22 protein-coding genes, 1 other RNA gene and 3 pseudogenes are annotated in these 24,906 nt (G+C 59.9%); 6 read left to right on the top strand and 20 right to left on the bottom strand.

What is annotated here, in order from left to right:
- The 12 genes from murG to rsmI form a co-directional block, all read right to left on the bottom strand.
- Entirely contained in the window at positions 1-1,074 is a 1,074-nt protein-coding gene (murG, locus tag BFR47_RS07830) for an undecaprenyldiphospho-muramoylpentapeptide beta-N-acetylglucosaminyltransferase (RefSeq protein WP_071472548.1), read from the bottom strand.
- The gene (gene ftsW / locus BFR47_RS07825) at positions 1,071-2,246 is read right to left on the bottom strand and encodes a cell division protein FtsW (RefSeq protein WP_071472547.1); all 1,176 of its coding nucleotides are present in this window, start codon (positions 2,244-2,246) and stop codon (positions 1,071-1,073) included. The genes murG and ftsW overlap by 4 nt, the downstream gene beginning before the upstream one ends.
- Entirely contained in the window at positions 2,243-3,553 is a 1,311-nt protein-coding gene (murD, locus tag BFR47_RS07820; RefSeq protein WP_071472546.1) for a UDP-N-acetylmuramoyl-L-alanine--D-glutamate ligase, read from the bottom strand. Before murD ends, ftsW begins: the two co-directional genes overlap by 4 nt.
- A gap of 4 nt (positions 3,554-3,557) precedes the next feature.
- Positions 3,558-4,640, bottom strand: coding sequence for a phospho-N-acetylmuramoyl-pentapeptide-transferase (gene mraY, locus BFR47_RS07815; protein ID WP_071472545.1), 1,083 nt, complete (start codon positions 4,638-4,640; stop codon positions 3,558-3,560).
- Positions 4,634-5,974: a UDP-N-acetylmuramoyl-tripeptide--D-alanyl-D-alanine ligase gene (locus BFR47_RS07810; RefSeq protein WP_071472544.1), complete on the bottom strand. Its 1,341-nt coding sequence runs from the start codon at positions 5,972-5,974 to the stop codon at positions 4,634-4,636. The genes mraY and BFR47_RS07810 overlap by 7 nt, the downstream gene beginning before the upstream one ends.
- Positions 5,971-7,443, bottom strand: coding sequence for a UDP-N-acetylmuramoyl-L-alanyl-D-glutamate--2,6-diaminopimelate ligase (gene murE / locus BFR47_RS07805; protein WP_071472543.1), 1,473 nt, complete (start codon positions 7,441-7,443; stop codon positions 5,971-5,973). The genes BFR47_RS07810 and murE overlap by 4 nt, the downstream gene beginning before the upstream one ends.
- On the bottom strand, positions 7,427-9,172 hold the full coding sequence (locus BFR47_RS07800) for a penicillin-binding transpeptidase domain-containing protein (protein WP_071472542.1): 1,746 nt from the start codon (positions 9,170-9,172) through the stop codon (positions 7,427-7,429). Before BFR47_RS07800 ends, murE begins: the two co-directional genes overlap by 17 nt.
- Positions 9,169-9,480, bottom strand: coding sequence for a cell division protein FtsL (ftsL, locus tag BFR47_RS07795; protein WP_139215132.1), 312 nt, complete (start codon positions 9,478-9,480; stop codon positions 9,169-9,171). Before ftsL ends, BFR47_RS07800 begins: the two co-directional genes overlap by 4 nt.
- On the bottom strand, positions 9,480-10,424 hold the full coding sequence (gene rsmH, locus BFR47_RS07790) for a 16S rRNA (cytosine(1402)-N(4))-methyltransferase RsmH (RefSeq protein WP_071472540.1): 945 nt from the start codon (positions 10,422-10,424) through the stop codon (positions 9,480-9,482). The genes ftsL and rsmH overlap by 1 nt, the downstream gene beginning before the upstream one ends.
- 1 nt (position 10,425) lies before the next feature.
- Positions 10,426-10,884 (bottom strand): division/cell wall cluster transcriptional repressor MraZ, encoded by a 459-nt coding sequence (gene mraZ, locus BFR47_RS07785; protein WP_071472539.1) that lies wholly within the window; start codon positions 10,882-10,884, stop codon positions 10,426-10,428.
- A gap of 264 nt (positions 10,885-11,148) precedes the next feature.
- Positions 11,149-11,534: RNase P RNA component class A (rnpB, locus tag BFR47_RS07780), an RNA gene on the bottom strand.
- 71 nt (positions 11,535-11,605) lie between these two features.
- Positions 11,606-12,451 (bottom strand): 16S rRNA (cytidine(1402)-2'-O)-methyltransferase, encoded by an 846-nt coding sequence (gene rsmI / locus BFR47_RS07775; protein ID WP_071472538.1) that lies wholly within the window; start codon positions 12,449-12,451, stop codon positions 11,606-11,608.
- Between the two features lie 207 nt (positions 12,452-12,658).
- Between rsmI and BFR47_RS07770 the strand changes: the two genes are divergently transcribed.
- Genes BFR47_RS07770 through dolP form a run of 4 tightly spaced genes read left to right on the top strand, consistent with a single transcriptional unit; the run spans position 12,659 to position 15,852 of the window.
- Positions 12,659-14,335 carry a penicillin-binding protein activator gene (locus tag BFR47_RS07770; protein ID WP_245748851.1) on the top strand — a complete coding sequence of 559 codons (1,677 nt, stop codon included), beginning with the start codon at positions 12,659-12,661 and terminating at the stop codon, positions 14,333-14,335.
- Positions 14,307-14,672: a YraN family protein gene (locus BFR47_RS07765; protein ID WP_071472536.1), complete on the top strand. Its 366-nt coding sequence runs from the start codon at positions 14,307-14,309 to the stop codon at positions 14,670-14,672. The genes BFR47_RS07770 and BFR47_RS07765 overlap by 29 nt, the downstream gene beginning before the upstream one ends.
- 8 nt (positions 14,673-14,680) lie before the next feature.
- The gene (locus tag BFR47_RS07760; protein WP_071472535.1) at positions 14,681-15,274 is read left to right on the top strand and encodes a D-sedoheptulose-7-phosphate isomerase; all 594 of its coding nucleotides are present in this window, start codon (positions 14,681-14,683) and stop codon (positions 15,272-15,274) included.
- Positions 15,271-15,852, top strand: a complete 582-nt coding sequence (dolP, locus tag BFR47_RS07755; protein ID WP_071472534.1) for a division/outer membrane stress-associated lipid-binding lipoprotein — start codon at positions 15,271-15,273, stop codon at positions 15,850-15,852. Before BFR47_RS07760 ends, dolP begins: the two co-directional genes overlap by 4 nt.
- A 51-nt stretch (positions 15,853-15,903) precedes the next feature.
- On the opposite strand, the gene BFR47_RS07750 is transcribed toward dolP, so the two are convergent.
- From BFR47_RS07750 to zapE, 8 genes and pseudogenes are all read right to left on the bottom strand, one after another.
- The gene (locus tag BFR47_RS07750; protein WP_175514079.1) at positions 15,904-16,338 is read right to left on the bottom strand and encodes a ClpXP protease specificity-enhancing factor; all 435 of its coding nucleotides are present in this window, start codon (positions 16,336-16,338) and stop codon (positions 15,904-15,906) included.
- Between the two features lie 11 nt (positions 16,339-16,349).
- The gene (gene sspA, locus BFR47_RS07745; RefSeq protein ID WP_071472532.1) at positions 16,350-16,979 is read right to left on the bottom strand and encodes a stringent starvation protein SspA; all 630 of its coding nucleotides are present in this window, start codon (positions 16,977-16,979) and stop codon (positions 16,350-16,352) included.
- 87 nt (positions 16,980-17,066) lie between these two features.
- Positions 17,067-17,801 (bottom strand): cytochrome c1, encoded by a 735-nt coding sequence (locus tag BFR47_RS07740; RefSeq protein ID WP_071472531.1) that lies wholly within the window; start codon positions 17,799-17,801, stop codon positions 17,067-17,069.
- Complete coding sequence (locus BFR47_RS07735; RefSeq protein ID WP_071472530.1) at positions 17,798-19,015, bottom strand: cytochrome b; 1,218 nt, start codon at positions 19,013-19,015, stop codon at positions 17,798-17,800. Before BFR47_RS07735 ends, BFR47_RS07740 begins: the two co-directional genes overlap by 4 nt.
- 2 nt (positions 19,016-19,017) lie before the next feature.
- On the bottom strand, positions 19,018-19,608 hold the full coding sequence (gene petA / locus BFR47_RS07730) for a ubiquinol-cytochrome c reductase iron-sulfur subunit (RefSeq protein ID WP_071472529.1): 591 nt from the start codon (positions 19,606-19,608) through the stop codon (positions 19,018-19,020).
- 286 nt (positions 19,609-19,894) lie between these two features.
- The gene (gene rpsI / locus BFR47_RS07725; RefSeq protein ID WP_071472528.1) at positions 19,895-20,287 is read right to left on the bottom strand and encodes a 30S ribosomal protein S9; all 393 of its coding nucleotides are present in this window, start codon (positions 20,285-20,287) and stop codon (positions 19,895-19,897) included.
- A gap of 15 nt (positions 20,288-20,302) precedes the next feature.
- Positions 20,303-20,731, bottom strand: coding sequence for a 50S ribosomal protein L13 (gene rplM / locus BFR47_RS07720; RefSeq protein WP_071472527.1), 429 nt, complete (start codon positions 20,729-20,731; stop codon positions 20,303-20,305).
- 251 nt (positions 20,732-20,982) lie between these two features.
- Positions 20,983-22,080: pseudogene (zapE, locus tag BFR47_RS07715) on the bottom strand (cell division protein ZapE).
- Between the two features lie 198 nt (positions 22,081-22,278).
- Between zapE and BFR47_RS07710 the strand changes: the two are divergent.
- Together BFR47_RS07710 and degS are read left to right on the top strand one after the other, a co-directional pair.
- Positions 22,279-23,635 (top strand): annotated as a pseudogene (locus tag BFR47_RS07710) (Do family serine endopeptidase).
- 102 nt (positions 23,636-23,737) lie between these two features.
- Positions 23,738-24,834, top strand: a pseudogene (degS, locus tag BFR47_RS07705) (outer membrane-stress sensor serine endopeptidase DegS).
- Positions 24,835-24,906: the final 72 nt, after the last annotated feature.

The following is a 24,906-nucleotide window of genomic DNA, read 5'->3' as shown; positions in this document are numbered from 1 at the left end:
TTATTTCGCCACGGCGCGCAGGCACTCGGCCACCCGCTCCGCGGCATCGGTAATCGCCAGCGACCGGGCCTGACTGGCCATCGCCAGCAGCTGTTCCCTGTTCGCGGCCAGTTGCTGTAATTGCGCAGCCAGCCCTTCCGCATTCAATTCGGACTGGGGCAACAACAATGCCGCGCCGCTGTCGGACAGCGAGCGGGCATTCCGGGTCTGATGGTCATCCACCGCATGGGGTAGAGGAACAAATAACGCCCCCACGCCGGCGGCGGCCACTTCCGACACCGTCAGCGCCCCGGCCCGGCAGAGCACCAGATCCGCGCTGCCGTACGCCGCCGCCATGTCGTCGATAAAGTCGCTCACCTCGGCCTCGATGCCGAGCGCCTGATAAGCCTCGCGCACCGCCTCGGCGTTGCCCTTGCCGGTTTGATGACGCACCGCTATGTTGCCGGCCCGAGCCACCGCCGCGGGCACGGTTTCGTTCAATATTCTGGCGCCCAGACTGCCGCCCACCACCAGCAGCCGTAGCGGCTGAGGCCCGGTGGAGATGCGTTCGGCCGGTACCGGCAACGCCAGCACTTCCGGGCGCACCGGGTTGCCGACCACGGCGGTATTGCCGCCGTCGGCGAAGGCACCGGGAAACGCCATCAACACCCGGGTCGCAATTCGCGCCAGCAGGCGGTTGGTCAGCCCGGCGGCGGCATTCTGCTCGTGCAATACCAGCGGAATACCCGCCAGTCTTGCCGCCACGCCTCCGGGGCCGGCGGCAAAGCCGCCCATGCCCAGCACCACCTGAGGCCTGACCTGACGCAACACTCGCCGCGCCTGACAGACCGCCTTCAGGATCTGGAAGGGTGCCAGCAACTTTCGCTTGAGGCCGTTGCCACGCACCCCGGCGATACTGATGGTATGCAACGGATAACCGTGTTTCGGTACCAGCTGAGCTTCCATCCGCTCGGCGGTGCCCAGCCAGTGAATATCCCAGCCCTGATCCCGCAGCCGGTCTGCCACCGCCAGCCCGGGAAAGACATGGCCGCCGGTGCCACCGGCCATCACCAGCAGGGTCTTGTTCTCGCTCATGTTGCCTCCCGCTGTCTGGCCTGCATGTGATCCCGTCGCCACTCGAAGTCGATGCGCACCAGGATGCACACGGCGGTGGTGATCACCAGCAGACTGGAGCCACCGTAGCTGACCAGCGGCAGCGTCAGGCCCTTGGTGGGCAGCATGCCCGAGGCCGCACCCACGTTGACCACGGTCTGGAAGCTGAACCAGATGCCGATGCCCATGGCCAGATAGCCTTCGTACTGACGGCCGCCCAGCAATACTTTCTGACCGATATGCAGCGCCTTGAACGCCAGCCAGGCCTGCAACAGCAACACCAGCAGCACGCCGGTAAAGCCCAGCTCCTCGCCGAGAATGGCGAAGACGAAATCGGTGTGCGCCTCGGGCAGGTACTCAAGCTTCTGAATGGAGTTGCCCAGCCCCTCGCCAAACCAGCCACCCCGACCGAAGGCCATCAACGACTGGGTCAGCTGATAGCCGCTGCCGAAGGGATCGTCCCAGGGATTGAGAAAGGAGGTCACCCGCCGGATACGGTAGGGCGCGCTGACGATCAGGAAGGTCAGCAACCCGGCTCCCAGGGCCAGCAGGCTGAGAAACTGGCTAAGCCGGGCGCCGGCCAGAAACAGCATGCCGAGGGTGGTGACAAACAGCACGACCACCGAACCCAGATCCGGTTGCTTCAGCAGCAGCACCGACATCACCCCCATCACCGCCAGCGGCTTGAGGAAGCCTTTCCACTGGCCGCGCACCTCGTCCTGCCGCCGCACCAGGTAACCGGCCAGAAAGGTAAACAGCGCCAGTTTGGCGATTTCCGCCGGCTGGACGTTAAGCGGTCCCAGCGGCAGCCAGCGCTGACTGCCGTTGATTTCACGCCCCACCACCAGTACCACCACCAGCAGTACTATCGCCAGCACCAGAAAACCGGTGTTGAATCGCTGCCAGCGAGCCATCGGCACCTGCAGCATAAAGCCGGATACCACCAGGCTGAGCAGCAGAAAAAGACCGTGCCGCTTGACGAAATAGAAGGGATCGTCACCCAGGTTGATGCCCTCGGCGATGGATGCAGACGATACCATCACCAGGCCAATAGCCATCAGCGACAGCGACAGTATCACCAGCTGTCGGTCGTAGATCAGCCCCTGAGAGGGGCGCAGCAACCAGCTGCTACCGAAGGAAGGCCACCATCTCATAGCGCCTCCACCAGGGCGATGAAGTGCTCGCCCCGTTTCTGATAATTGGGATACATATCCAGGCTGGCACAGGCCGGGGCCAGCAGCACCCAGTCACCGGTCCGGGCCTGGGCCGCGCACCAGGCAACCGCCTCGTCCAGGGTCGCCACCTCATGGGTGTTGGCCGCAAGCTCAAGCAGCCGGGCCCGGTCCTGACCGAAGCAAACCATGCCGGCAATATCATGCTCCAGCAGGGGAGCCAGCGGACTGAAATCCTGGCCCTTGCCCTGACCGCCGGCGATCAGCCACAGCCGACCGGCGACCGACTCGCCGATGCCGGCGATGGAGGCCAGGGTCGCACCGACATTGGTGGCCTTGGTGTCGTTTATCCAGCGCACGCCCTTTTTTTCGGCCACAAACTGACAACGGTGCACCAGGCCACCGAAGCGACGCAACACCCCGAGCTGAGCCTCAAGGGGAATGCCGGCCTGGTCCGCCAGCGCCATCGCCGCCAGGGCGTTGAGCTGATTGTGGGCGCCGAGAATCTTCAGCGCCGACACCGGCAGCACCGGCTCGCCGAAACGGCTGAGCCAGAGTTCGCCCTGATGCTGCATGCGGCCATATTCGGTCTGATCGAGACCGAAGCTGACGGCGGCAGCATCCGACGGCGGCCGGGTCTGGTCGTCTTCCCGGTTGTAGACCGCAAGCTTTGCTCCGGCATAGATGCCCAGCTTGGTATCCCGGTAGTGAGCCAGAGAGTCGTAACGATCCAGGTGATCTTCGCTGATGTTGAGCACGGTGGCGGCACCGGCCCGCAGGCCGGGGGTCGTTTCCAGCTGAAAGCTCGACAGCTCCAGCACCGCCAGCTCCAGCGGCCGTTCTGCTTCCTGCCGCAGCAAATCCAGCGCCGGGGTGCCGATATTGCCGCCCACGCCAACCTCGATACCCGCCTCGGCCGCCATCTCGCCCACCAGAGTGGTGACGGTACTCTTGCCGTTGGAGCCGGTGATGGCGACGATGGGAGCCCTGCATTCGCGCACGAACAGCTCGACATCCCCGATCACCTCGATGCCGGCGGCCAGCGCCTGCTGCAGTTCGGGGGTGGCCAGGGCGAGGCCCGGGCTGACGACCACCAGCTCCGCCGCCAGTATCGGCGCCAGGTCGAGACCACCGAAATGCCGCTCAATCTCTGCGGGCACTTGCTCTGCCCCCGGAGGCTGGGCCCGGGTATCCATCACCACGGGGCTGAGGCCCCGTTGCAGGCAGTAACGCAGACAGGAAAGTCCGGTCTGCCCCAACCCAATAATCAGGATACGCTCGGATAACATGCGCTTATCTCACCTTCAGGGTCGCCAGGCCAATCAGCACCAGCATCAGGGTTATAATCCAGAAACGAACAATCACCCGCGGCTCGGGCCAGCCCTTGAGCTCGTAATGATGATGAATGGGCGCCATGCGGAAAATCCGCTGGCCCCGCAGCTTGTAAGAACCGACCTGCAGGATCACCGACAGGGTTTCGATCACGAAGATACCGCCCATGATCACCAGCAGAAATTCCTGCCGCACCAGCACGGCGATGGCCCCCAGTGCCGCCCCCAGTGCCAGCGAGCCCACATCCCCCATGAACACCTGGGCCGGAAAGGTATTGAACCAGAGAAAGCCCAGCCCCGCGCCCACCATGGCGGTACAGACCACGGTCAGCTCGCCGGCATGGGCTACGTAGGGAATATGCAGGTAGGCGGCAAAATTGACGTTGCCGGTGGCCCAGGCCACCAGTGCGAAGCCTGCTGCCACCATCACGGTGGGCATGATCGCCAGTCCGTCCAGACCATCGGTGAGGTTGACCGCATTGCTGGAGCCGACGATGACGAAATAACTGAGCACGATAAACAACAGGCCAAGCTGGGGCATCACATCCTTGAAGAAAGGCACCACCAGCTGGGTCTGGGCCGGATCCTTGGCGATCCAGTATACGAAGATGGCCGCCGCCAGAGCCGCCGCCGACTGCCAGAAATACTTCCAGCGTGCGATCAGGCCGTCGGTGTTCTTGCGGACCACCTTGCGGTAATCATCGACGAAACCGATGGCGCCGAAGGCGCCCAGCACGAACAGCACCACCCAGACATAGGGATTGGACAGCCGTGCCCACAGCAGCACCGAGACGAAGATGGCGATCAGTATCATCAGACCGCCCATGGTCGGGGTGCCGGCCTTGCTGAAGTGGGACTCGGGACCGTCGTTGCGTACCACCTGACCGATCTGCAGCGCCTGCAGCCGGCGGATCAGCCGCGGGCCTATCCACAGGCATACGAACAGACCGGTGAGGATGGAAATCACCGCCCGGAACGTCAGATAGGAAAAAACGTTAAAAAAGCTGAAATGGGGGGTCAGCCACTCCGCCAGCCAGACTAGCATGGGTACCCCTCCTGAATGGCCCGGACAATTTCTTCCATCCGTGCACTGCGTGCGCCCTTGATCAAAACCACGACCTTATTATGTTGTGACAGCGCCTCAAAAAGAACGGGCTGCAATTGCTGTTTCTGTTCGAAGTGCCGGCCATGGGCCGCACTCGCCGTATCTCTGCTGTCCCGACCCACGGTCAACACCAAATCGATGTCCAGCTTGCGGGCATGTTCACCCACCCGGATATGCATCTCCTTGCTGTAGTCACCCAGCTCCGCCATGTCACCGAATACGAAGATGCGGTAGCCGGACAGGCTGGCCAGAGTATCCAGGCCCGCCAGCACCGACGCGACGCTGGCATTATAAGTATCATCCAGCACCGTCAGGCCCGGTCGCGTCCAGACCTGCAGTCTCCCTTTGGGCGACCCGAACTGACTCAGGCCGGCGGCGATCTCCTGCAGACTCGCCCCCAGCGCCTCGGTGCCGGCCGCAGCCGCCAGAGCATTGGACACATTGTGTTTGCCGGGCACCGGTAACTGCACCTCCACTTCGCCGCGGGGCGTCAGCAGACGAAAACCAGCGCATCCCGAGGGGTCGAGGCTAATCTGGCGGGCCTGGTATTCCCGCTGTTCACCGAAATACACCAGCTCATGTTGCTGCCGCCACAAGGCGCAGAAGGGACTGTCGCCATTGGCAATGGCCACCCCGCCGTCCACCAGGCCGTCGTAGATTTCGCCTTTGGCTCTGGCGATCCCTTCGAGTGAGCCGAAACCTTCGAGGTGAGAGGCTTCCACGTTGTTGATGAGTGCCGCATGGGGCCTTGTCAGTGAGCTGGTCCAGGCGATCTCGCCGATATGATTGGCACCCAGTTCCACCACCGCATACTCGGTATCCGCCGTCAGCTCGCACAGCGTCAGGGGCACGCCGATTTCGTTGTTGAGATTGCCTCTGGTAGCCAGCACCTTGCCTTTCTGATGCAGAATGGACGCCGCCATCTCCTTGACCGTGGTCTTGCCACAGCTGCCGGTGATGGCCAGCACCCGCGCCGAACTCAGCTCCCGCACCAGACCGCCGAGCACGCCCAGCGCCAGCCGGGTATCGGCAACCTTGATCTGAGGCAGACTCAGCTCCAGCCACCGCTCCACCAGCAGGGCGGTGGCACCCTGCCCAACGGCATCGGCGGCAAAATCATGGCCATCGAAGCGTTCGCCACTCAGGGCCACGAACAGGCCACCGTCGGCCAGCGCCTGACGACTGTCGGTGGTGACCGCCGCTATGGTGCCATCGGCACCGCGCAGCTCGCCACCGGACGCCTGGGCCAGCCGGCCGAGACTGAGCGGAATCATGCGCCCAGCCCCAACAGGGAGGACACGGTTTGCCGATCGCTGTAATGCATCTTGTCAGTACCCACTATCTGATAATCCTCATGGCCCTTGCCGGCCACCAAAATAATATCTTCTGCATTCGCCTGCTCGATGGCGTGGCGAATGGCTTCGGCCCGCTGATGGATCACCAGCACCGCATCAGGCTCGCTCAGGCCCCGGCGCATGTCTTCGATAATGGCCTCGGCCGACTCGGTACGCGGGTTGTCGTCGGTCAGGATCACCACATCGGCGCCCTGCTCCGCCGCGGCCGCCATCAGCGGACGCTTGCCCTTGTCCCGGTCGCCACCGCAGCCCGCCAGACACCATAAACGGCCTTTGCAATGCTGACGCAGCGCCTGTAATACCTGCTCGAGCGCATCGGGGGTATGGGCATAATCCACCACCACCAGCGGCTGTTCGGGGGCGGTAAAAGGCTCCATCCGCCCCGCCACGCCGGACAACCGGGGCGCCGTGGCCAACAACCTGTCGAATGGTTCGCCCAGCGCCAGCAGGGTTCCCATCGCCGCCAACAGATTGGCGACATTGAAGCGGCCCATCAGGGGGGCGGATAATACACCATTCCCCCAGTCGGAGTTAATGGTCACTTTCAGGCCATCACCATAAAAATGTACGGTTTCCGCCACCAACTGACGACCGCCGAAATCGTTCAGTCGACCGTGCAGGCTGTAGGCGATCGCATCCGGATACAGGCGCAGCCAGCGCCGCCCGAGCGGGTCGTCGGCATTGATGACCCGGGCCTTGCGGCAAAGCTCGAACAACCGCCGCTTGGCCTCGCCGTATTCGGCCATGGTGCCGTGATAATCCAGGTGATCCCGGCTGAGATTGGTGAACACCGCCACGTCAAAATTCAGCGCAGCCACCCGGTGCTGATGCAAACCGTGGGAAGAGACTTCCATCGCCAGCCGCCGGGCACCGGCCTGTTGCTGTTCGGCCAGTTGTTGCTGTACCTCCAGTGCCGAACCGGTGGTATTGATGGCATCCTGCAACTGGCCGTAGAGACCGTTGCCCAGGGTGCCCATCACGCCGGCCTGGGTGCCCAGCAGACAGCTCCAGTTGGCAACAAGCTGGGTGACGGTACTCTTGCCGTTGGTGCCGGTCACTCCCACCAGTTGCAGCTCGGCGGACGGATCGCCGTAAAAGGCGCCGGCCAGCAGCGACAGGCGTTCGGGCAAGCGGTACACCCCCAGCAAGCGGTGATCCCTATGGTCCAGGCCGGACTGCTCCGGGCTGTCCGCCTCGAACATCACCGCCGCCGCCCCCCTGGCCAGGGCCGACTCGATAAAGCGGCGGCCGTCCACGCTGTGCCCCTTGACGGCGATGAACAGGGTGCCCGGCGTCACCTTCCGGCTGTCGAGGGTCATGGCGTCGATGGCGATGGCCGGAGCCGACAGGCCCAGCGGTATCGCGAGCTCTCTAAGTGTGAGGGACACTGTTTGCCTCCTGTCCTGCCAGCTGGAACTGTTCCTGGGTCGCCGCATCCGGGCGAATATTCAATAATTGCAGGGCACCGCTCATGACTTCGGCAAACACCGGCGCCGCCACATCGCCACCATAGTATTTGTCGCCCTGGGGCTCGTTCATCACCACCACCATGGCCAGCCGCGGATTGCTCACCGGCGCCATGCCGGCGAAGAGGCCGACATAGTCGCTGCCGTAACCACCGGCGATGGCCTTGCGCGAAGTACCGGTCTTGCCGGCCACCCGGTAACCGGGAATGGCGGCCTTGAGCGCGGTACCACCGGGGCCGACCACGCTTTCGAGCATATGCAGCACCGCATCCGCGTGCTGCCGGGGCACCACCTGCTCACCCACCGGGGGCTGGCTGCGCTTGACGATGCTCAGCGGGTAACGTACGCCCCCGTTGGCCAGCACCGCATACGACTGGGCCAGCTGCAGCGGGGTCACGGTGATGCCGTAACCGAACGACAGCGTCGCCCGCTCGATGTCGGACCAGCGCCGGCGCTGGGGCACCAGGCCGGTACTTTCACCCACCAGCCCCATGCCGGAGTCGATACCGAGTCCGAAACGGTAGAGGGTGTCGAGCAGTTGCTCCGGCGTTTCCTGCAGCGCCATGCGCGCCATTCCCATGTTGGACGAGCGTTGCAGTACGGTTTGCACGCTGATGGGCCCCAGGTTGCGGGTATCGGACACCCGCTTGCCTCCCAGTCGCATCCAGCCGGGGCTGGTATCGACGATGGAGTCGGCGTTGACCACGCCGTTTTCCAGCGCGCTGATCACGATCAACGGCTTGATGGTGGAGCCGGGCTCATAGGTATCGGTAACCGCCCGGTTACGCGCCCGGAAACTCTGGTACTGACTGCGGTTATTCGGATTGAAGGAAGGGCTGTTGACAATCGCCAGCACCTCGCCGGTTTTCACGTCGATCATCACCAGCGAGGCGGAGGTGGCACGATAATATTCGGTGGCCCGCTTGAGCGAACGATAGGCCAGCGCCTGGATACGCTGATCGATGGTCAACTGGATGTGGTTCGCTTCCCGCGCTTCCGATACCACACCCAGATCCTCGATGATCCGGCCGGTTCTGTCCTTGCGTACCTGACGCTCGCCGGCCTGGGCGGTGAGCCACTCGTTGAAGCCTCGCTCTATGCCCTCGATACCGGAGCCGTCGATATTGGTCATGCCCACCAGGTGGGCGTTGATCTCGCCGGTAGGATAGAAACGACGTTCTTCCGGGCGCAGGTGTACCCCGGGCAGCCGCAGCCGGCGAATATATTCCGCCACCGCCGGGGTAACCTGACGCTGCAGATACACGAAGCGACGTCTGGGGTTCTCGACCCGTTTCATCAAGGTTTCATGCGGAACACCCAGCACGTCGGCCAGGGCCTTCCAGGCCTGTCCCTTTTCCAGGCTCAGCTCGGCATGCACCTGTTTGGGATCGGCCCACACCGCCTGAACCGGCACCGATACCGCCAGTTCCTCGCCATTGCGATCCATAATCATGCCACGGGTGGTACTGGTGAGGGTGGTCCGCAGCGAACGCATGTCGCCTTCCTGTCGCAACCGGTCCGGCGACACCACCTGGATCCAGGCGGCACGGGCAAACAGGGCGACGAAGGCGAACAGGATCACCCCGCACACGGTCCGAAAACGCCAACCGGTCAGCATGGGTTCTTTTTTAGCAAGCTTGCGCCGTTTCATCGTTGCGTCACCAGTTTTTCCTGTGCCGGGGCCGGTCGCTTCATGCCCAGCTTGTCCCGGGCCAGCGCCTCTATCCGGCTGTGCTCCATCAAGGTGTTTTGTTCCAGCAGCAGATGCCGCCATTCGATATCCAGCCGGTCCTGCTCGGCCATCAATTCGTTGTATTCACTGGTCAATTCCCGGGTGTTCTGGGTAATGACGATCACCAGCAGAGCCGACACCAGGGTCGCCAGGGCCAGCAACAGCTGCAACTTGTGCCGCAACAGATCCTGGCCTATTTCCCTGGCCAGATTAATGCGTCCGGTTATCACTCCGGCGTTTCCAGTCGCTCGGCGACGCGCAGCACCGAGCTACGCGAGCGCGGATTGGCCTCCACCTCGGCGGCAGATGGCTTGCGCGCCTTGCCGATACTCTTCAACAGGCGTCCACCGGCCAGCTGAGCCTCGGTCAAGGGCAGTCCGGGTGGAACCTCGGGACCCTTTTCCTGTTTGCGGATGAAGTGTTTGACCAGCCGGTCTTCCAGCGAATGGAAGCTGATCACCGACAGGCGACCGCCGGGAGCGAGCACCTGCATGGCGCCGTTGAGCGCCTGCTCGATTTCTTCCAGTTCGCTGTTGATATAGATACGAATCGCCTGGAAGCTGCGGGTAGCCGCATGCTTGTTCTTTTCCCGGCTGGGGCTGACCCGGGCGATCATCTCTGCCAGAGCCCGGGTGCGGGTATAAGGCTCTGTTGCCCGGTCATGTACGATGGCGCGGGCTATCTTCTTGGCGAACTTTTCTTCCCCGAAGGTTTTCAGCACCCAGGCGATATCATCCACATCCGCATGCGCCAGCCACTCGGCGGCGCTCTGGCCGCTGGTCGGATCCATGCGCATATCCAGGGGGCCGTCTTTCTGGAAGCTGAAGCCGCGGTCGGCCTGATCGAGTTGAGGAGAAGACACCCCCAGATCGAGCAGGACGCCATCGATGCGCCCTGTCAGTCCCTGCTCATCCATCATTTCCGCCAGGCGGGAAAAGGGACCGTGCAGTATCTGAAAGCGGGGGTCGTCAATCTTGGCCGCTTCGGCGATGGCCTGGGGATCCCGGTCAATCGCCAGCAGCCGCCCCTCCGGGCCCAGCTGAGACAGAATATGACGGGAGTGTCCGCCGCGACCGAAGGTACCGTCCACATAGATACCGTCAGACTTGATATTCAAGCCGTCCACGGCTTCGTGCAGCAGTACTGTGATATGTGCCTGTTGTTGACTCATGTTATAGCGCGAAGTCCCGCAGTCGTTCCGATGACTCCCAGCCTTCTCCAGGAAGCGCCAGCAAGTCATCGCTGATTTGTTGTTGCCAGCGGGTGTCATCCCATATTTCGAACTTGTTGAGTTGCCCCACCAGCATGATTTTTTTTTCGAGTCCAGCATGTTGCCTGAGCGGGCCTGGTACCAAAAACCGGCCCTGAGCATCCAGCTCGCACTCCGCAGCATGTCCCAGTAATACTCGTTGCAGCCGCCGCTCCACCGGATTGGTGCTCGACAAGGCCCGCAATTTCTTTTCTATCAATTCCCATTCGGCAAGGGGATAAAGCAGCAGACAGGGATTGCTGATATCGATGGTGCAGATCAGTAAACCGTCACACTCATCGCGCAACGAGTTCCGGAATCGTGTCGGTATTGCCAACCGGCCCTTGGTATCCAGGCTGATGGCGTGAGCACCACGCAGCATTCGGAGTCCTTAAGATCTACTTTGTTCCACAAAAAACCACTTTTCCCCACCCTGCTAGAGTGTAAGGAGCGGACTCAAGCTTTTCAAGCAAGCGCAGCAGAGAAAGTTAATTTCCAGGCGGGTTGAGAGGAATTAACGACGATATAAATCACAGCGTGAACAGACAGGGAGTTGAAAGGAGAAAGGGAAGGAGAAATAAAACGGCATGGCCATTCGCCGGCGGCCATAAACAGAAAACGCAGCCGAAGCTGCGTTTTACAAAATAGTGGGAGTTGGCCTGTAAGCCGGGTTCTGTATCGAGCAAGCTCGATTAGTAATCATTCCTCTAGGCCAGCAATCGCTCACTGGCTCCAGCAACCTACCCGCCTCCAGCGCGGGCCGCGCCTGTAGGAGGCCTATTTGGTCTTGCTCCGGGTGGAGTTTACCGTGCCACGAACTGTTGCCAGTCGCGCGGTGCGCTCTTACCGCACCCTTTCACCCTTACCTGATCCCTTGCGGGCCATCGGCGGTCTGCTCTCTGCTGCACTGGTCGTGGGTTCGCACCCCCCAGGCGTTACCTGGCACCCTGCCCTGTGGAGCCCGGACTTTCCTCCCCTCCGCCCGTATGCCCGAAGACACAACGACGAAGCAGCGATTACCCGGCCAACTCCGCGGCGGAGTGTACACCAGTCACTTCCCTGACACCAGCCCTCATGCCTTGATGAACCGGGAGCGCCAAGGCTCAGGACTCCAGATGTTCCAGCCCGTATTTGTAGAGGGCGTTTTTCTTGACCCCGTGGATCTCGGCAGTCAGCGCTGCCGCCTTCTTCAGGGGCAGCTCGGAACGCAGCAGGGTCAGGGTGCGCAATACCTCGGCCGATAGTTCGTCATCGCTGTCGGGCCGGTAACCGGCGACCATCAGCACGATTTCACCCCGGCTGCGATTGCTGTCTTCCTGCAGCCAGAGCAACATCTCTCCAGCGGGCAGGCTGTGAATGGTTTCGAAGGTCTTGGTCAGTTCCCGCGCCACCACCAGCCGGCGTTCGTCACCCAACACCGCGACCAGCGCTGCCACACTGTCGAGCAGGCGGCGGGGGGATTCGTAGAACACCAGGGTGCGAGGTTCATCCTTCAGGCTTTCGATTTTGTCCAGCCTCGCTTTTTCCTTTGCCGGCAAAAAACCTTCGAAAGCAAAGCGATCCGTGGGCAGGCCGGCAGCAGACAGCGCCGTCACCGCCGCACAGGGGCCGGGCAAGGCGATAACCTGCACCCCGGCGTCACGACAGCTGTTGACCAAATGATAACCCGGGTCGCTGATCAGGGGGGTGCCGGCATCCGACACCAGCGCTACCGACTGGCCGCTCAGCAAGCGGGTTACCAGCTGTTCCGACTTGTACTGCTCATTATGATCATGCAGCGCCCAGGTGGGCGTACTAATCTGGTAGTGGGACAGCAACTTCGCCGTATGACGGGTATCTTCACAGGCAATTAAATCAACCTGTTGTAATGTGTCCAAAGCACGCTGGCTGATATCATTCAGGTTGCCGATAGGGGTAGGCACAATATAAAGTGCAGCCGCTTGGCTCATGGGGACTCCTGTGCAAGCAATTGTTTCACCGTCATGGCCCTATTACACTTAGGACCAGAATGACACAGTTTGGGATATAAGGGATTGGCGACGAAATATCAACGTAGCAGTGTAACACGACTGCTGTGCACTCTGGTGCTTTCATCCATACTGCTGGCGTGTACCACCGGGCCTCAGCAAAAGGGTCCATTAGAACCGGCACCGGATATGTTTGGCCTCACCGACAGAAGTGCCGAGCAATACCTGGCCCAGGCCGAGCAGGCTCCCGAGCCGGACTCTTTCTCCTGGCGGGTGCTGGCCATTCGCGCCTGGCTGCAGCAGGGTAATACTGCCGCCGCCGAGCCCCAACTGGCCCGCCTTCGCCAGCAGTCCACCCCGGCACAACAGCCGGTGATCGACCTGCTGAACGCCGCCGCCGCCCTGGCGGCCGGCAATAGCGGACTGGCGGCTCAGCAGCTTTCGGGGTTGAGTCCGGCCACCCTGTCCCCTGCTGCCGCCAGCTATTACCTGTTGTTGCAAGCCAATCGATACGAGCAGCAACAGCAGCCGATTGAAGCCGCCAAAGTACTGATTGAACGCCAGCCACTGCTGGATGGACAGGAGCAGGGCCCCAACCTGGATCGTATTCATCAACTGCTGCAGCAGCCGTCACCGCTGGCCCTGCGCAAGGCACAAAATACGGCCAACGATGAACAGATCAACGGCTGGCTGCGTCTGATGGCGATTCTGAACACCGACCATGCCCAGCCCGCCCAGCGTCGCTGGCAGTTGCAATCCTGGCGCAAGGCCTACCCGGATCATCCGGGGCACCGCTACCTGTCTGACGACACGGGCCCGGTGATGACACTGGAATCCTATCAACCGGCCCATATTGCCGTGCTGTTGCCGATGTCCGGCAAACTGGCGGAACAGGCCGAAGCCATTCGCAACGGCATACTGAGCGCCCATCAGGGCCAGTCGTCACGCCTCAGCTTCTTCGACACCAACGGTCGGGACATGGCCGGTCTCTATCAACAGATCCAGCAGGCAGGTGCCGATTTCATCATCGGCCCTCTGCTCAAGGAAGATATTGATGCCCTCAACGGGCTGGATCCGGCCATTCCCCTGCTCGCACTCAATCTGCCTGCCTACCAGCCAGACTTGCCCCACCGCTACTACTTTTCCCTGTCACCCGAAGCGGAAGCAGCCGATGCCGCCCTGCATATGTGGGATCAGGGCCATCAGCAGCCACTGGTGTTTGCTCCCGACAACGAACTGGGCCGCAGGGTTGCCGCCGAATTCAATGCGCACTGGCAACAACAGAGCGGCCGTCCGGCCAGGCTGGCCTATTTTACCAGTCAGCAGTCCATCGAGTCTGATGTTCGCCGGGCGCTCAGCAACGCCGGCGCCGTGGCTGGTGTGAGCGTGATAAAAGGAAGCACCGAGCAACTCCCGGCAACGGGTGCCATCGATGCGGTATTCATGGTGACCAATACCACCGAGACCCGTTTCATTCTGCCCTACTTCGATTTCGTCCGGGACAGCCGCGCCGCCCGTCTTCCGACCTATGTCACCTCACGCAGCTACCTGCCCGGCGGAGAGGCACCGATGAGCGAACTGAATGGCATCCGGCTGGCCGACATGCCCTGGCTGTTTGGGGGCGCTCCGCAGCTGATGGAAGAAGTCGATACCCTGTGGCCCACCGTCGGCTCCAGCTGGCTGCGGCTGTTTGCCTTCGGTTATGATGCCCTGACCCTGATCCCCCAGCTGACCCAGCTACGGGAAGGTGCGCCTGCCGTACCGGCGTTGACCGGCGAACTCAGCCTGAACGAGCGTGGCGTGGTACAACGCCGGCTGCAATGGATGGAGTATCGTAATGGCGAATGGCTGCCCGGTGACTACTAGCCGGGCCCGCGGCGATCAGTTCGAGCGTCAGGCCGAACGGTATTTACTCGAGCAGGGGCTGACGCTGGTGATGCGTAATTATCGCTGCAAACTCGGTGAGATCGATCTGATCATGAGCACCGGCCAGACCCTGATCTTCGTGGAAGTTCGCTATCGCAAGAACAGCCTCTTCGGCGGTGCTGCCGTCTCGGTGACACCGGCCAAGCAGCAACGCCTGCGGCGAGCCGCCCTCTGTTACTTGCAATCAAAGGGGCTGAATGAATCACAACAGCCCTGCCGGTTCGATTTGGTTGCCTGCGAAGGTACCAATACTCACTGGATACCCAACGCATTTTAAGGAATCCCATGCAGGAAGAAATCAAAGCCAGCTTTACCGAAAGCATCCAGACCAAGATCGCCGCCGCAGAGGCTCTGCCGGACGATATCCTGGCCGCCGCCCAGATGATGGTGATGTGTCTGCTCAACGGTAACAAGCTGCTGGTGTGTGGCAATGGCGGCTCCAATGCCCTGGCGCAGCTGTTTGTCAGCGAGCTGATTAATCGTTATGAAACCGAGCGCCCGGCACTCCCCGCGATCTGCCTGACCCTGGACACCAGCAGCATCAGTGCCATTGCGGTAGACCAGCATTTCGACGAGGCCTATGCCCGCCAGATCCGAGCCCTGGGCCAGACCGGTGATGTGCTGGTGGTGATCTCTACCAGCGGCCACAGCCGCAACCTGATCAAGGCGGCAGAAGCCGCACTCAGCCGGGATATGACCATAGTGGCACTGAGTGGCGGTGATGGCGGCGAGCTGGCCGGTTTGCTCGGCCCCAACGATGTGGAAATCCGGGTACCGGCATTGCGGGCTCCCCGCATCCATGAAGTCAACCTGCTGACCCTGCATTGTCTGTGCGATCTGATCGATCGCACCCTTTTCCCCCAACAGGAAGATGAATGATGAAACAACGATACCTGCTTGTTCTGACCACGCTCGTCCTGCTGCAAGGCTGTGCCGGCGTAATGCTGACCGGGGCCGGCACCGGGGTGGGTTCCGCCACCGATCGCAGAACCCTAGGTACTCAGCTCAGCGATCAGACCATCGACATGCGCGCCCTGCACCGCCTCGGTGAAACCAAGCCGCTGTGGGATGACAGCCGACTGGCGGTGATCACCACCAACGGCAAGACCCTGCTGATCGGCCAGACCCCAACCGAAGCCTATCGGCAGCAGGCAGAAAAGATTGTCAAGGGCGTCCCCGGTGTCTCCGAGGTATTCAACGAGATCCGCCTGGGCCAGCCGGTGGATCTGGCGGGACGGAGCCAGGACACCTGGCTGACCTCCAAGGTCAAGAGCACCCTGCTGGCAGAAAAAAACATCGACGGCACCAAGATCAAGGTGGTGACCGAGAATGGAGAGGTGTTTCTCATCGGTCTGGTGACCCAGAAGGAAGCGGATATCTCGGTGCAGCTGACCCGCAATATCAGCGGCGTGAAACGGGTGATTACCGTGTTCGAACTGGTGCAGGCGGCGCCGTAACTCATCCGGGATCACAGACATAAAAAAACGCAGCCGGCTGGCTGCGTTTTTTTATTTAATCACCCTAAGGTTGGGCTTGCCCTTCTTCGGAGTGGGAGTACTCGGCTCCTGCTCCACCGCGGGCTCCGGTTCGTCCGTAACGTCCTCTTCAGCCGACTCCAGCCAGGCTTCATAGGCCGGCTCCGGCGGAAAAAAGGTACCGGCGCCGTTTTCCCGCGCCTGAATGGACACCACCGCCGCCATTGGCACATACACCTGAAACGGCGAGCCACCGAAACGGGCACTGAAGCTGACCGCCTCGTTGTCCATGTGCAGCCCGACCACCGCCTGGGGGGCGATATTCAGCACTATCTGACCGTCCTTCACGTACTGGTGGGGCACTGTGGTATGCGGCAGTGCGGCATTCACCAGCAGGTGTGGGGTCAAGTCGTTATCCAGCAGCCAGTCATAGAAGGCGCGCAGCAAATAGGGCCGGCTGGGCGTCATGTTATCCATGATCAGACCTTGCCGCCGATATCACGCTCGTCTTCGGTCAGCGAAGCCTGGAATGACTCCCGCTCGAACAGACGGATCATATAGGTCTTCAGTTCTTTGGCGCCACGTCCGGACAGCTCGATGCCCAGTGACGGCAACCGCCACAACAGGGGACCCATGTAGCAATCCACCAGGCTGAACTCCTCACTCATGAAGTAAGGATATTCGGCAAACACCGGTGCAACCGCCAGCAAGGCTTCACGCAGCTCCTTGCGAGCCTCGTCGGCCTTTTCATTACGCTGGATGCGCTTGACCAGCGAATACCAGTCCTGAGCGATACGGTGCATCATCAGTCGGCTGGTGCCGCGGGCGACCGGATAGACCGGCATCAGCGGCGGATGAGGAAAACGCTCATCCAGATATTCCATGATGATATGAGATTCGTAAAGCACCAGCTCCCGGTCGACCAGGGTCGGCAGGGTACCGTAAGGGTTCAGTTCCAGCATGTCCTCGGGCAGGCTGTCGGGTTCAACCTGACTGATCTCGACACTCACCCCTTTTTCCGCCAGCACGATACGTACCTGGTGGCTGTAAATATCCTCAGCACCTGAAAACAGCGTCATGATGGAACGCTTATTAGCCGCAACTGCCATTGAATCCTCCGCAAATCATAAATAGGAACGGCAATGGAAGCATATTCGCCCCATTGCCGCTCCCAACCTAGCTTAGACGATGTCTAATCAGTGTACGTCACGCCAGTATTCTTTCTTCAGCATGTAGGCAAAGATAAAGAAGATAACCAGGAAGCCCAGTACCCAGTAACCCATGCGCTGACGCTCCAGCTTGACTGGCTCACCGGAGTAGACCAGGAAGTTGACAATATCCAGTACTGCATTGTCATATTCTTCCGTGGTCAGCTCACCGTTACCCTCGGTCTCGATACCCACCGGTGTCGCTACCTCATGGCCGTCCACGGTATGCGTCACGGTTTTCAGGTGAGCACTACCCTGCAACGGCTCCAGCACATGGGGCATACCCACGGACGGAAACACCAGGTTGTTCACCCCGAACGGACGGCTGTCGTCCTTGTAGAAGGAACGCAGATAGGTGTAAAGCCAGTCGGCACCACGCACCCGGGCGACCAGGGTCAGATCGGGCGGCGGCGCACCGAACCAGCTGGCCGCGTCTTTCTCGGGAATGGCGTTTTCCATCAGCTCACCGATGGCCGCCCCGGTAAAGTTCAGGTTGGCCTGCATGATGTCTTCCGGAATACCCAGATCTTCGGCCACCCGGTTGTAACGCTGATACTGGGTGCTGTGACAGCCGGAACAATAGTTCATGAACAGCTTGGCACCGTTCTGCAGAGATGCCTTGTCGCTCAGATCGTAGTCGGCCTTATCAAGATGTACATTGCCACCCGCAGCCATCACCAGAGATGGCAGAAACGCAAATACAGCGATGATTAACTTCTTCATTTGAACGTAACCCTCTCTGGCAGCGGCTTGGTTTTTTCGTTTTTGCTGTAGAAGAACAGCAGCACGAAGAAGGCGAAATAGCCGAACGAAGTTATCTGGGCAAGCAGCGTCAGCACCGGAGTGGACGGCAGCGCGCCCAGAATACCCAGAATGATGAAACAGATGACAAACTGCACGATGTTCAGCAGGTGCAGCTTGCTGCGGTAGCGGAACGAACGCACCTTGCAGCGATCCAGCCAGGGCAGCACGAACAGCACGGCAATCGACAGCCCCATCAGGACAACACCGGTCAGCTTGTCAGGCACCGCCCGCAGAATGGCGTAGAAGGGGGTGAAGTACCATACCGGCGCGATATGCTCGGGCGTCTTCAGGCCGTTGGCCGCTTCGAAGTTTGGCGCTTCCAGGAAGTAACCACCACCTTCGGGCATGAAGAAGATCACGAAGGCAAAGAAGAACAGGAAGCCGGCCACGCCCACCACATCCTTGACGGTGTAGTAAGGGTGGAACGGAATGGCGTCTTTCGGCCAGCCGTTTTCGTCCTTGTTCTTCTTGATGTCGATGCCGTCGGGGTTGTTGGAACCGACCTCGTGCAGGGCAACGATGTGCAGGAACACCAGGATCACCAGCACCAGCGGCAGGGCGATGACGTGCAGCGCGAAGAATCGGGTCAGGGTGGCACCGGAAATGACATAGTCCCCCCGGATCCACAGGGTCAGATCGTCGCCGATGACCGGAATGGCACCGAACAGCGAGATGATGACCTGGGCACCCCAGAACGACATCTGCCCCCAGGGCAGCAGGTAGCCCATGAAGGCTTCGGCCATCAGCACCAGGAAGATCAGCATACCGAACAGCCACAGCAGTTCACGGGGCTTCTGATAAGAACCGTAAATCAGGCCGCGGAACATGTGCAGATACACCACCACGAAGAAGGCGGAGGCGCCGGTGGAGTGCATATAACGCAGCAACCAGCCGTATTCCACATCGCGCATGATGTATTCAACGGAGGCGAAGGCACCCTCGCCGGACGGGTTGTAGTTCATGGTCAGCCAGACCCCGGTCAGGATCTGGTTGACCAGTACCAGCATGGCCAGAGAGCCGAAGAAGTACCAGAAGTTGAAGTTTTTCGGCGCCGGATACTGACCCACATGCTTGTTGTAGGTCGCCGTCATCGGAATTCGTTCGTCAATCCAGGCTACGAGTTTACCCAGCATGCTTAGGCTCCTTCCTTGTCTGCACCCACCAGAACGGTGGTGTCATTGACATAGTAATAAGGGGGAATCACCAGGTTCAGCGGAGCGGGAACGCCTTGGAATACGCGACCGGCCATGTCGAACTTGGAGCCGTGACAGGGGCAGAAGAAACCGGAACTGACACCCTGAACCTGTTCGCCGAACGTATCGGGCAAATAGGTTGGTGAACAACCCAGGTGGGTACAAAGCCCTACCGCCACAAACAATTCGGGCTTGATGGAACGATAGCCGTTCTGGGCATAATCAGGCTGTTGCGGCTGCTCGGAAGCAGGATCACGCAGCTGGTTATCGTGTTTAGACAGGGAATCCAGAATTTCCTGGGGGCGACGGACTATCCAGACCGGCTTTCCTCGCCATTCCACCCGGATCAACTGACCGGGTTCGATTTTGCTGACATTTACTTCTACCGGGGCCCCTGCTGCCTTCGCTTTGGCGCTGGGGTTCCACGATGCGATAAAAGGCACAGCGGCAAAAGCAGCTCCGACCCCACCCACGGCTGTGGTTGACCAGGTCAGAAATCTGCGGCGACCGGTATCAACTGGCGCATTGCTCATCCAAAAACTCTCCCATTTTGGTCTCCGCGCGTTTATTGTTCGTTCCATGCTTCGAGACGGTTTGTGACAACTGCGGCGGATATTATGGTTTCAATTGCCACAAAAAAACCCCGAAATTCTAAAGAAAAGCGTGGTCTTTTACAAGGACGGCTAAAGAGTCAAAAAATCATTATTTCGCAGCATAATTTGTTCTAAAACAACAAATCATTAGTGAAATTGATCCATTCCTTCAAATATAAAAAAGCCCGGGTAAACCCGGGCTTTGATATACAAAACGCAATCCCAATTAACGCTTGGAGAACTGGGGACGCTTACGTGCTTTATGCAGACCGACTTTCTTACGTTCAACGCGACGAGCGTCACGAGTCACGAAGCCAGCCTTGCGCAGAGAACCGCGCAGGGTTTCGTCGTATTGCATCAGGGCACGAGTAATGCCGTGACGAATAGCGCCGGCCTGACCGGAAATGCCACCACCGGAAACGGTGATGTACAGGTCCAGCTTTTCGGTCATCTCAACCAGTTCCAGCGGCTGACGAACCACCATGCGGGCGGTTTCGCGACCGAAGTACTGATCCAGTGAGCGCTTGTTGATAACGATGTTGCCGCTGCCCTGCTTCACGAATACACGTGCAGTGGAGCTTTTGCGACGACCGGTACCGTAGTATTGAGTTTCTGCCATTTGCCTAATCCCGCCTTAGATGTCCAGTACTTGAGGTTGTTGCGCAGCGTGGTTGTGCTGGCTGCCTGCAAAGACTTTCATCTTGCGGAACATAGCACGACCCAGCGGGCCACGGGGCAGCATGCCGCGAACGGCAGACTCAATTACCATCTCAGGCTTGCGTACAATCAGCTTCTCGAAGCTGATGGACTTGATGCCACCCGGAAAACCGGAGTGAGAGTAGTAGATTTTGCCTTCGGCTTTATTACCGGTCACCTGAACTTTCTCGGCATTGATAACGACGATGTAATCGCCACAGTCAACGTGCGGAGTAAATTCCGGCTTGTGCTTACCGCGCAGACGGCGAGCAATCTCGGTGGCCAGACGACCCAGAGTTTTGCCCTCTGCATCAACAACATACCAGTCACGCTTTACGGTTTCTGGCTTAGCAACAAAAGTTTTCATGGATAAACCCAAATTACTTAAAATGAATCATACACTTGCGCACATGCGCAAAACACGACAAGACCTGTACCCCTTCGAGCACCAGTCTGCTTACTGTGATGCTGTCTTATCGACAGCTGTGTAACGTGGGCCGGGCGATTATAGGTAAAGTTGCCGTAAAAATCACCTGCTAATTTTAATGCCCATTAAAATTAGTCGGCCCGCCCGCCCCTTCCCGGCATCATGCCCAGATACCGGGGCGGGTATTGTGACTAAGGAAGGTGCTCTCTGGCAAGATATTCGTGGGATTGCATTTCAGTCAGCCGGGATAAACAGCGTCTGAACTCGAAACCGAGCCGCCCCTGGCCGTAGAGTTCCGGCATCGGTACCGCCGCCGAGATGATCAATTTGACATGCCGCTCATAGAACTCGTCGACCATGGCGATAAAGCGGCGCGCCGCATCATCGCTGTCCCGCCCCATCGGCAGCACATTGGCCAGCAACACCGAATGGTAGCACCGTGCCAGTTCGATATAATCGAGCTGAGAGCGGGCCGTGCAGCACAGTTCCTGAAAATCGATATGAAGCACACCGTCGCCTTCGGCAAGGGTCTTGAGCCGGCGATGATTGACCTCGATCTCGGCTCCCCGCGTGCCGGGTTCGCTGGTCAGTCGATCGAAATACCGTTCCAGATTGGTCTTTGCCTGGGCATCCAGCGGCGAATGATAGATTTCGGCCTGCTCCAGGGTACGCAGCCGGTAATCGATGCCCGAATCGACATTGACCACCTCGCAGTGCTGCTTGATCAGCGCAATGGCCGGCAGAAAACGGGCCCGTTGCAGGCCATTGCGATACAACTCGTCCGGTGGAATATTGGAAGTCGCCACCAGAATAACGCCGTGGCCGAACAGATACTGGAACAAGGTGCCCAGTATCATGCGTCGGTGATGTCGGAAACGAAAAACTCGTCGAAACATATCACCCGCGCCTCCCGGGCCAGTTGCTCGGCCACCAGCTTGAGCGGATCGGACTGCCCCTTGAGACGCTGCAGTTCGTCATGCACCCGCACCATGAAGCGATGGAAATGCACCCTGAGCTTGTTATCGAACGGCAGGCAATCATAGAAGGTGTCCACCAGATAGGTCTTGCCCCGGCCGACGCCCCCCCAGAAATACAGCCCCTGAATGACATTCACCGGCTCCGGCTGCCGTCCGGTGATACGGTTCCACAAGGAAACCTTGGGCGCCGGCGCTTGGCTGCATCAGTTCATCATACAGCCGCTGCAGGTGCGAGACCGCCATGGCCTGGGCCGGATCGCTGACAAAATCGCTGCGACTGAGATCTGCCTGGTATTTTTTGCTCGGGGTCATTAGGGTATATCAAAGCGGTTCGGGAGCCCCAGTGTAAATGCCCTCTCCCTGCCTGAGCAAGTCCGGCCAGCGACAGGGGCTTGATCTCGCTAGCAAAAACCACAATAAATAATACAGACCATATCGGAACTCTTCGGCCCCCAGGCTGGTCACAATGAATTCTTTCCCTGATGAATGTATCGATTTAGGAGCATGTACATGAAACGTCGACTCCCCCTGATTTCCGCCCTGACCCTGAGCCTGGGACTGGCGATGTTGCCCCAGGCCCAGGCCGCCCTGCCATTTGGAGCCGGCAGCAGCATCAACAGCCTGGCGCCGGTGGTGGAAAAGGTCAGCCCCGGCGTGGTTAATATCTCCGTTTCCGGCAGCAAGATCAGCCGTCAGGTGCTACCCGAGCCGTTCCGCTTTTTTTTCGGTCCCACGCCCCCGGTGAGCAGGTACAGGAAAGACCCTTCCAGGCGCTGGATCCGGCGTCATCATCGATGCCGACAAAGGCTATGTGATCACCAACAACCACGTAATCGAAGACGCAGACAAGATCATTATCACCCTGATCGATGGCCAGGAGTACGAGGCCGAGCTGATCGGCACCGACAAGCAGACCGATATTGCCCTGCTGAAGGTGGACGCCAAAGGACTGGTCGAAATCGAGTTTGCCGACTCCGACCGGCTCAAGGTCGGTGACTTCGCCATTGCCATCGGTAATCCCTTCGGCCTGGGGCAGACCGTGACCTCCGGCATCATCAGTGCCCTCGGTCGCTCCGGCCTGAACGTGGAGAACCTGGAAAACTTCATCCAGACCGATGCGGCCATCAACTCCGGTAACTCCGGAGGGGCCCTGCTGGATCTGGAAGGCAAGCTGCTCGGCATCAATACCGCCATCCTCGGCCCGGGCGGCGGTAACATCGGCATCGGCTTCGCCATTCCCGCCAACATGGTCAAGAATCTGACCGATCAAATCCTCGAATACGGTGAAGTCCGCCGTGGGGTGCTGGGCGTCATGGGCGGCGAGCTGACCTCTGAACTGGCGCGTACCTTCGGTTACCGCAGCCAACACGGCGCCTTTGTCAGCCAGGTGCTGGAAGGATCTTCCGCCGCCAAGGCCGGTCTGCAGGCCGGTGACATCATCATCAGTCTGGACGGTAAACCCATCCGTTCCTTCGGCGAGCTGCGCGCCAAGGTGGCCACCATGGGTGCCGATAAAAACGTTACCCTGGGGCTGTTTCGTGATGGCAAGGAGCAGCAGGTCGAGGTGACCCTGTCCCCGGCCGACGAGGAAAATATTCAGGCCAACACCCTGAATCAGGCTCTCGAAGGCGCACTGCTGGCCCCGACCGATAACGATGACAAGGTGAAGGGTGTGAAGATCACCGAGGTGACGCCCCGCTCCCCGGCCGCCATGTCCGGCCTGGAAAAAGGCGATATCATTATCGGCGTCAATCGCCAGCGGGTAAAAGACCTCAACGATCTACGCCAGATTATTCAGGCCAAACCGGAAGTGATGGCGCTCAACATCCAGCGCGGCAACTCTTCCATCTATCTGGTGCTCAGGTAATTCAGCAAGGCGTGAGGGGTAAATCCCCCTCACGCCTCTCCGCTCACTCCTCATGGTCCGATATGTTATGCTGTAGTCATTCGACAACAATTACAGCACCCCATGCGGCTAGCCTCTTCTCTCAAGTTTCTGCTTCAGGCCGGCGCTTTCGGTATCCTGATGGCCCTGATCCTGTTATTGCTGTTTCCACAACTCAAGACCCAGCCCTTCGGGCACTGGTGGCGTAACCAGCAGGTGGGCGTGTCCAGCTTTTCCTATGCCGCCAGCCGGGCCGGCCCCGCCGTGGTCAATATCTATACCCGCAGTTTTCAGCGCGGTGAAGACGCTGCCGAACTCAGCGCCACCGGCCTGGGTTCAGGTGTGATCATGTCGGAACAGGGCTATATCCTCACCAATTACCACGTGATCGCCGATGCGGATCAGATCATCGTCGCATTGCAGGATGGCCGCATTCTCGCCGGAGAAGTGACCGGCTTCGATGTCCCTACCGATTTGGCGGTACTGAAAATAGCAGCCGGCCAGCTGCCGGTTATCCCCCAGGATGACAAGCTCGCGCCTCAGGTCGGCGATATCGTGCTGGCCATCGGTAACCCTTATAACGTGGGACAGACCATCACCCAGGGGATTATCAGTGCCACCGGCCGGACCGGTCTGTCCAGCATGGGACCGGACAGCAACGGCCGCCAGGATTTGCTGCAGACCGATGCCGCCATCAATGCCGGCAACTCCGGTGGTGCCCTGATCAACGTCTACGGCGAAATAGTGGGTATCAACACCGCCTCCTTCCAGAGCCTGGCCCATCAGGAAAGCTACGGCATCAATTTCGCCATTCCCTACGCCCTGGCTCACCGCATCATGCAGGAACTGATCGTCAACGGCCGGGTGATCCGCGGCTATCTGGGCATCAGTGGCGCCGACATGACGCCGATGATGGCGCAGTTGCTCAAACTGGGAGAACGTACCGGTATTTATGTGGAGGCGGTCAATGAGCAGGGCCCGGCGGCCGCGGCCGGCATTATGCAGGAAGATGTACTGGTGGAGATCGAGGACAAGGCCATTCGCAATATGCGCCATGCCATGGATCTGATTGCCGAAACCCGCCCCGGCACCGAAATCCGGATACCTTGCTGCGAGACGGTAAACTGATGACCCTGCCGGTCATGATCGGAGAGGATCGCCGCTTCCAGCGCTTACGGTAAAGAAAGGGATTGGGGATTTGGGATGGGATTGGGATGGGACGTTAGATCGAGCCGGACCGGCTGTCCCAGCCC

Origin of the sequence: Oceanisphaera psychrotolerans, assembly GCF_001870485.1 — a bacterium.
Lineage (GTDB): Bacteria > Pseudomonadota > Gammaproteobacteria > Enterobacterales > Aeromonadaceae > Oceanimonas > Oceanimonas psychrotolerans.
This window is presented reverse-complemented; position numbering and strand designations above follow the sequence as displayed.

Coding starts and splice junctions, on each gene's coding strand:
- murG (WP_071472548.1), bottom strand. CDS start 1,074: ATGAGCGAGAACAAGACCCTGCTGGTGATGGCCGGTGGCACCGGCGGC.
- ftsW (WP_071472547.1), bottom strand. CDS start 2,246: ATGAGATGGTGGCCTTCCTTCGGTAGCAGCTGGTTGCTGCGCCCCTCT.
- murD (WP_071472546.1), bottom strand. CDS start 3,553: ATGTTATCCGAGCGTATCCTGATTATTGGGTTGGGGCAGACCGGACTT.
- mraY (WP_071472545.1), bottom strand. CDS start 4,640: ATGCTAGTCTGGCTGGCGGAGTGGCTGACCCCCCATTTCAGCTTTTTT.
- BFR47_RS07810 (WP_071472544.1), bottom strand. CDS start 5,974: ATGATTCCGCTCAGTCTCGGCCGGCTGGCCCAGGCGTCCGGTGGCGAG.
- BFR47_RS07800 (WP_071472542.1), bottom strand. CDS start 9,172: ATGAAACGGCGCAAGCTTGCTAAAAAAGAACCCATGCTGACCGGTTGG.
- rsmH (WP_071472540.1), bottom strand. CDS start 10,424: ATGAGTCAACAACAGGCACATATCACAGTACTGCTGCACGAAGCCGTG.
- mraZ (WP_071472539.1), bottom strand. CDS start 10,884: ATGCTGCGTGGTGCTCACGCCATCAGCCTGGATACCAAGGGCCGGTTG.
- rsmI (WP_071472538.1), bottom strand. CDS start 12,451: ATGAGCCAAGCGGCTGCACTTTATATTGTGCCTACCCCTATCGGCAAC.
- BFR47_RS07770 (WP_245748851.1), top strand. CDS start 12,659: ATGTTTGGCCTCACCGACAGAAGTGCCGAGCAATACCTGGCCCAGGCC.
- BFR47_RS07765 (WP_071472536.1), top strand. CDS start 14,307: ATGGCGAATGGCTGCCCGGTGACTACTAGCCGGGCCCGCGGCGATCAG.
- BFR47_RS07760 (WP_071472535.1), top strand. CDS start 14,681: ATGCAGGAAGAAATCAAAGCCAGCTTTACCGAAAGCATCCAGACCAAG.
- dolP (WP_071472534.1), top strand. CDS start 15,271: ATGATGAAACAACGATACCTGCTTGTTCTGACCACGCTCGTCCTGCTG.
- BFR47_RS07750 (WP_175514079.1), bottom strand. CDS start 16,338: ATGACGCCCAGCCGGCCCTATTTGCTGCGCGCCTTCTATGACTGGCTG.
- sspA (WP_071472532.1), bottom strand. CDS start 16,979: ATGGCAGTTGCGGCTAATAAGCGTTCCATCATGACGCTGTTTTCAGGT.
- BFR47_RS07740 (WP_071472531.1), bottom strand. CDS start 17,801: ATGAAGAAGTTAATCATCGCTGTATTTGCGTTTCTGCCATCTCTGGTG.
- BFR47_RS07735 (WP_071472530.1), bottom strand. CDS start 19,015: ATGCTGGGTAAACTCGTAGCCTGGATTGACGAACGAATTCCGATGACG.
- petA (WP_071472529.1), bottom strand. CDS start 19,608: ATGAGCAATGCGCCAGTTGATACCGGTCGCCGCAGATTTCTGACCTGG.
- rpsI (WP_071472528.1), bottom strand. CDS start 20,287: ATGGCAGAAACTCAATACTACGGTACCGGTCGTCGCAAAAGCTCCACT.
- rplM (WP_071472527.1), bottom strand. CDS start 20,731: ATGAAAACTTTTGTTGCTAAGCCAGAAACCGTAAAGCGTGACTGGTAT.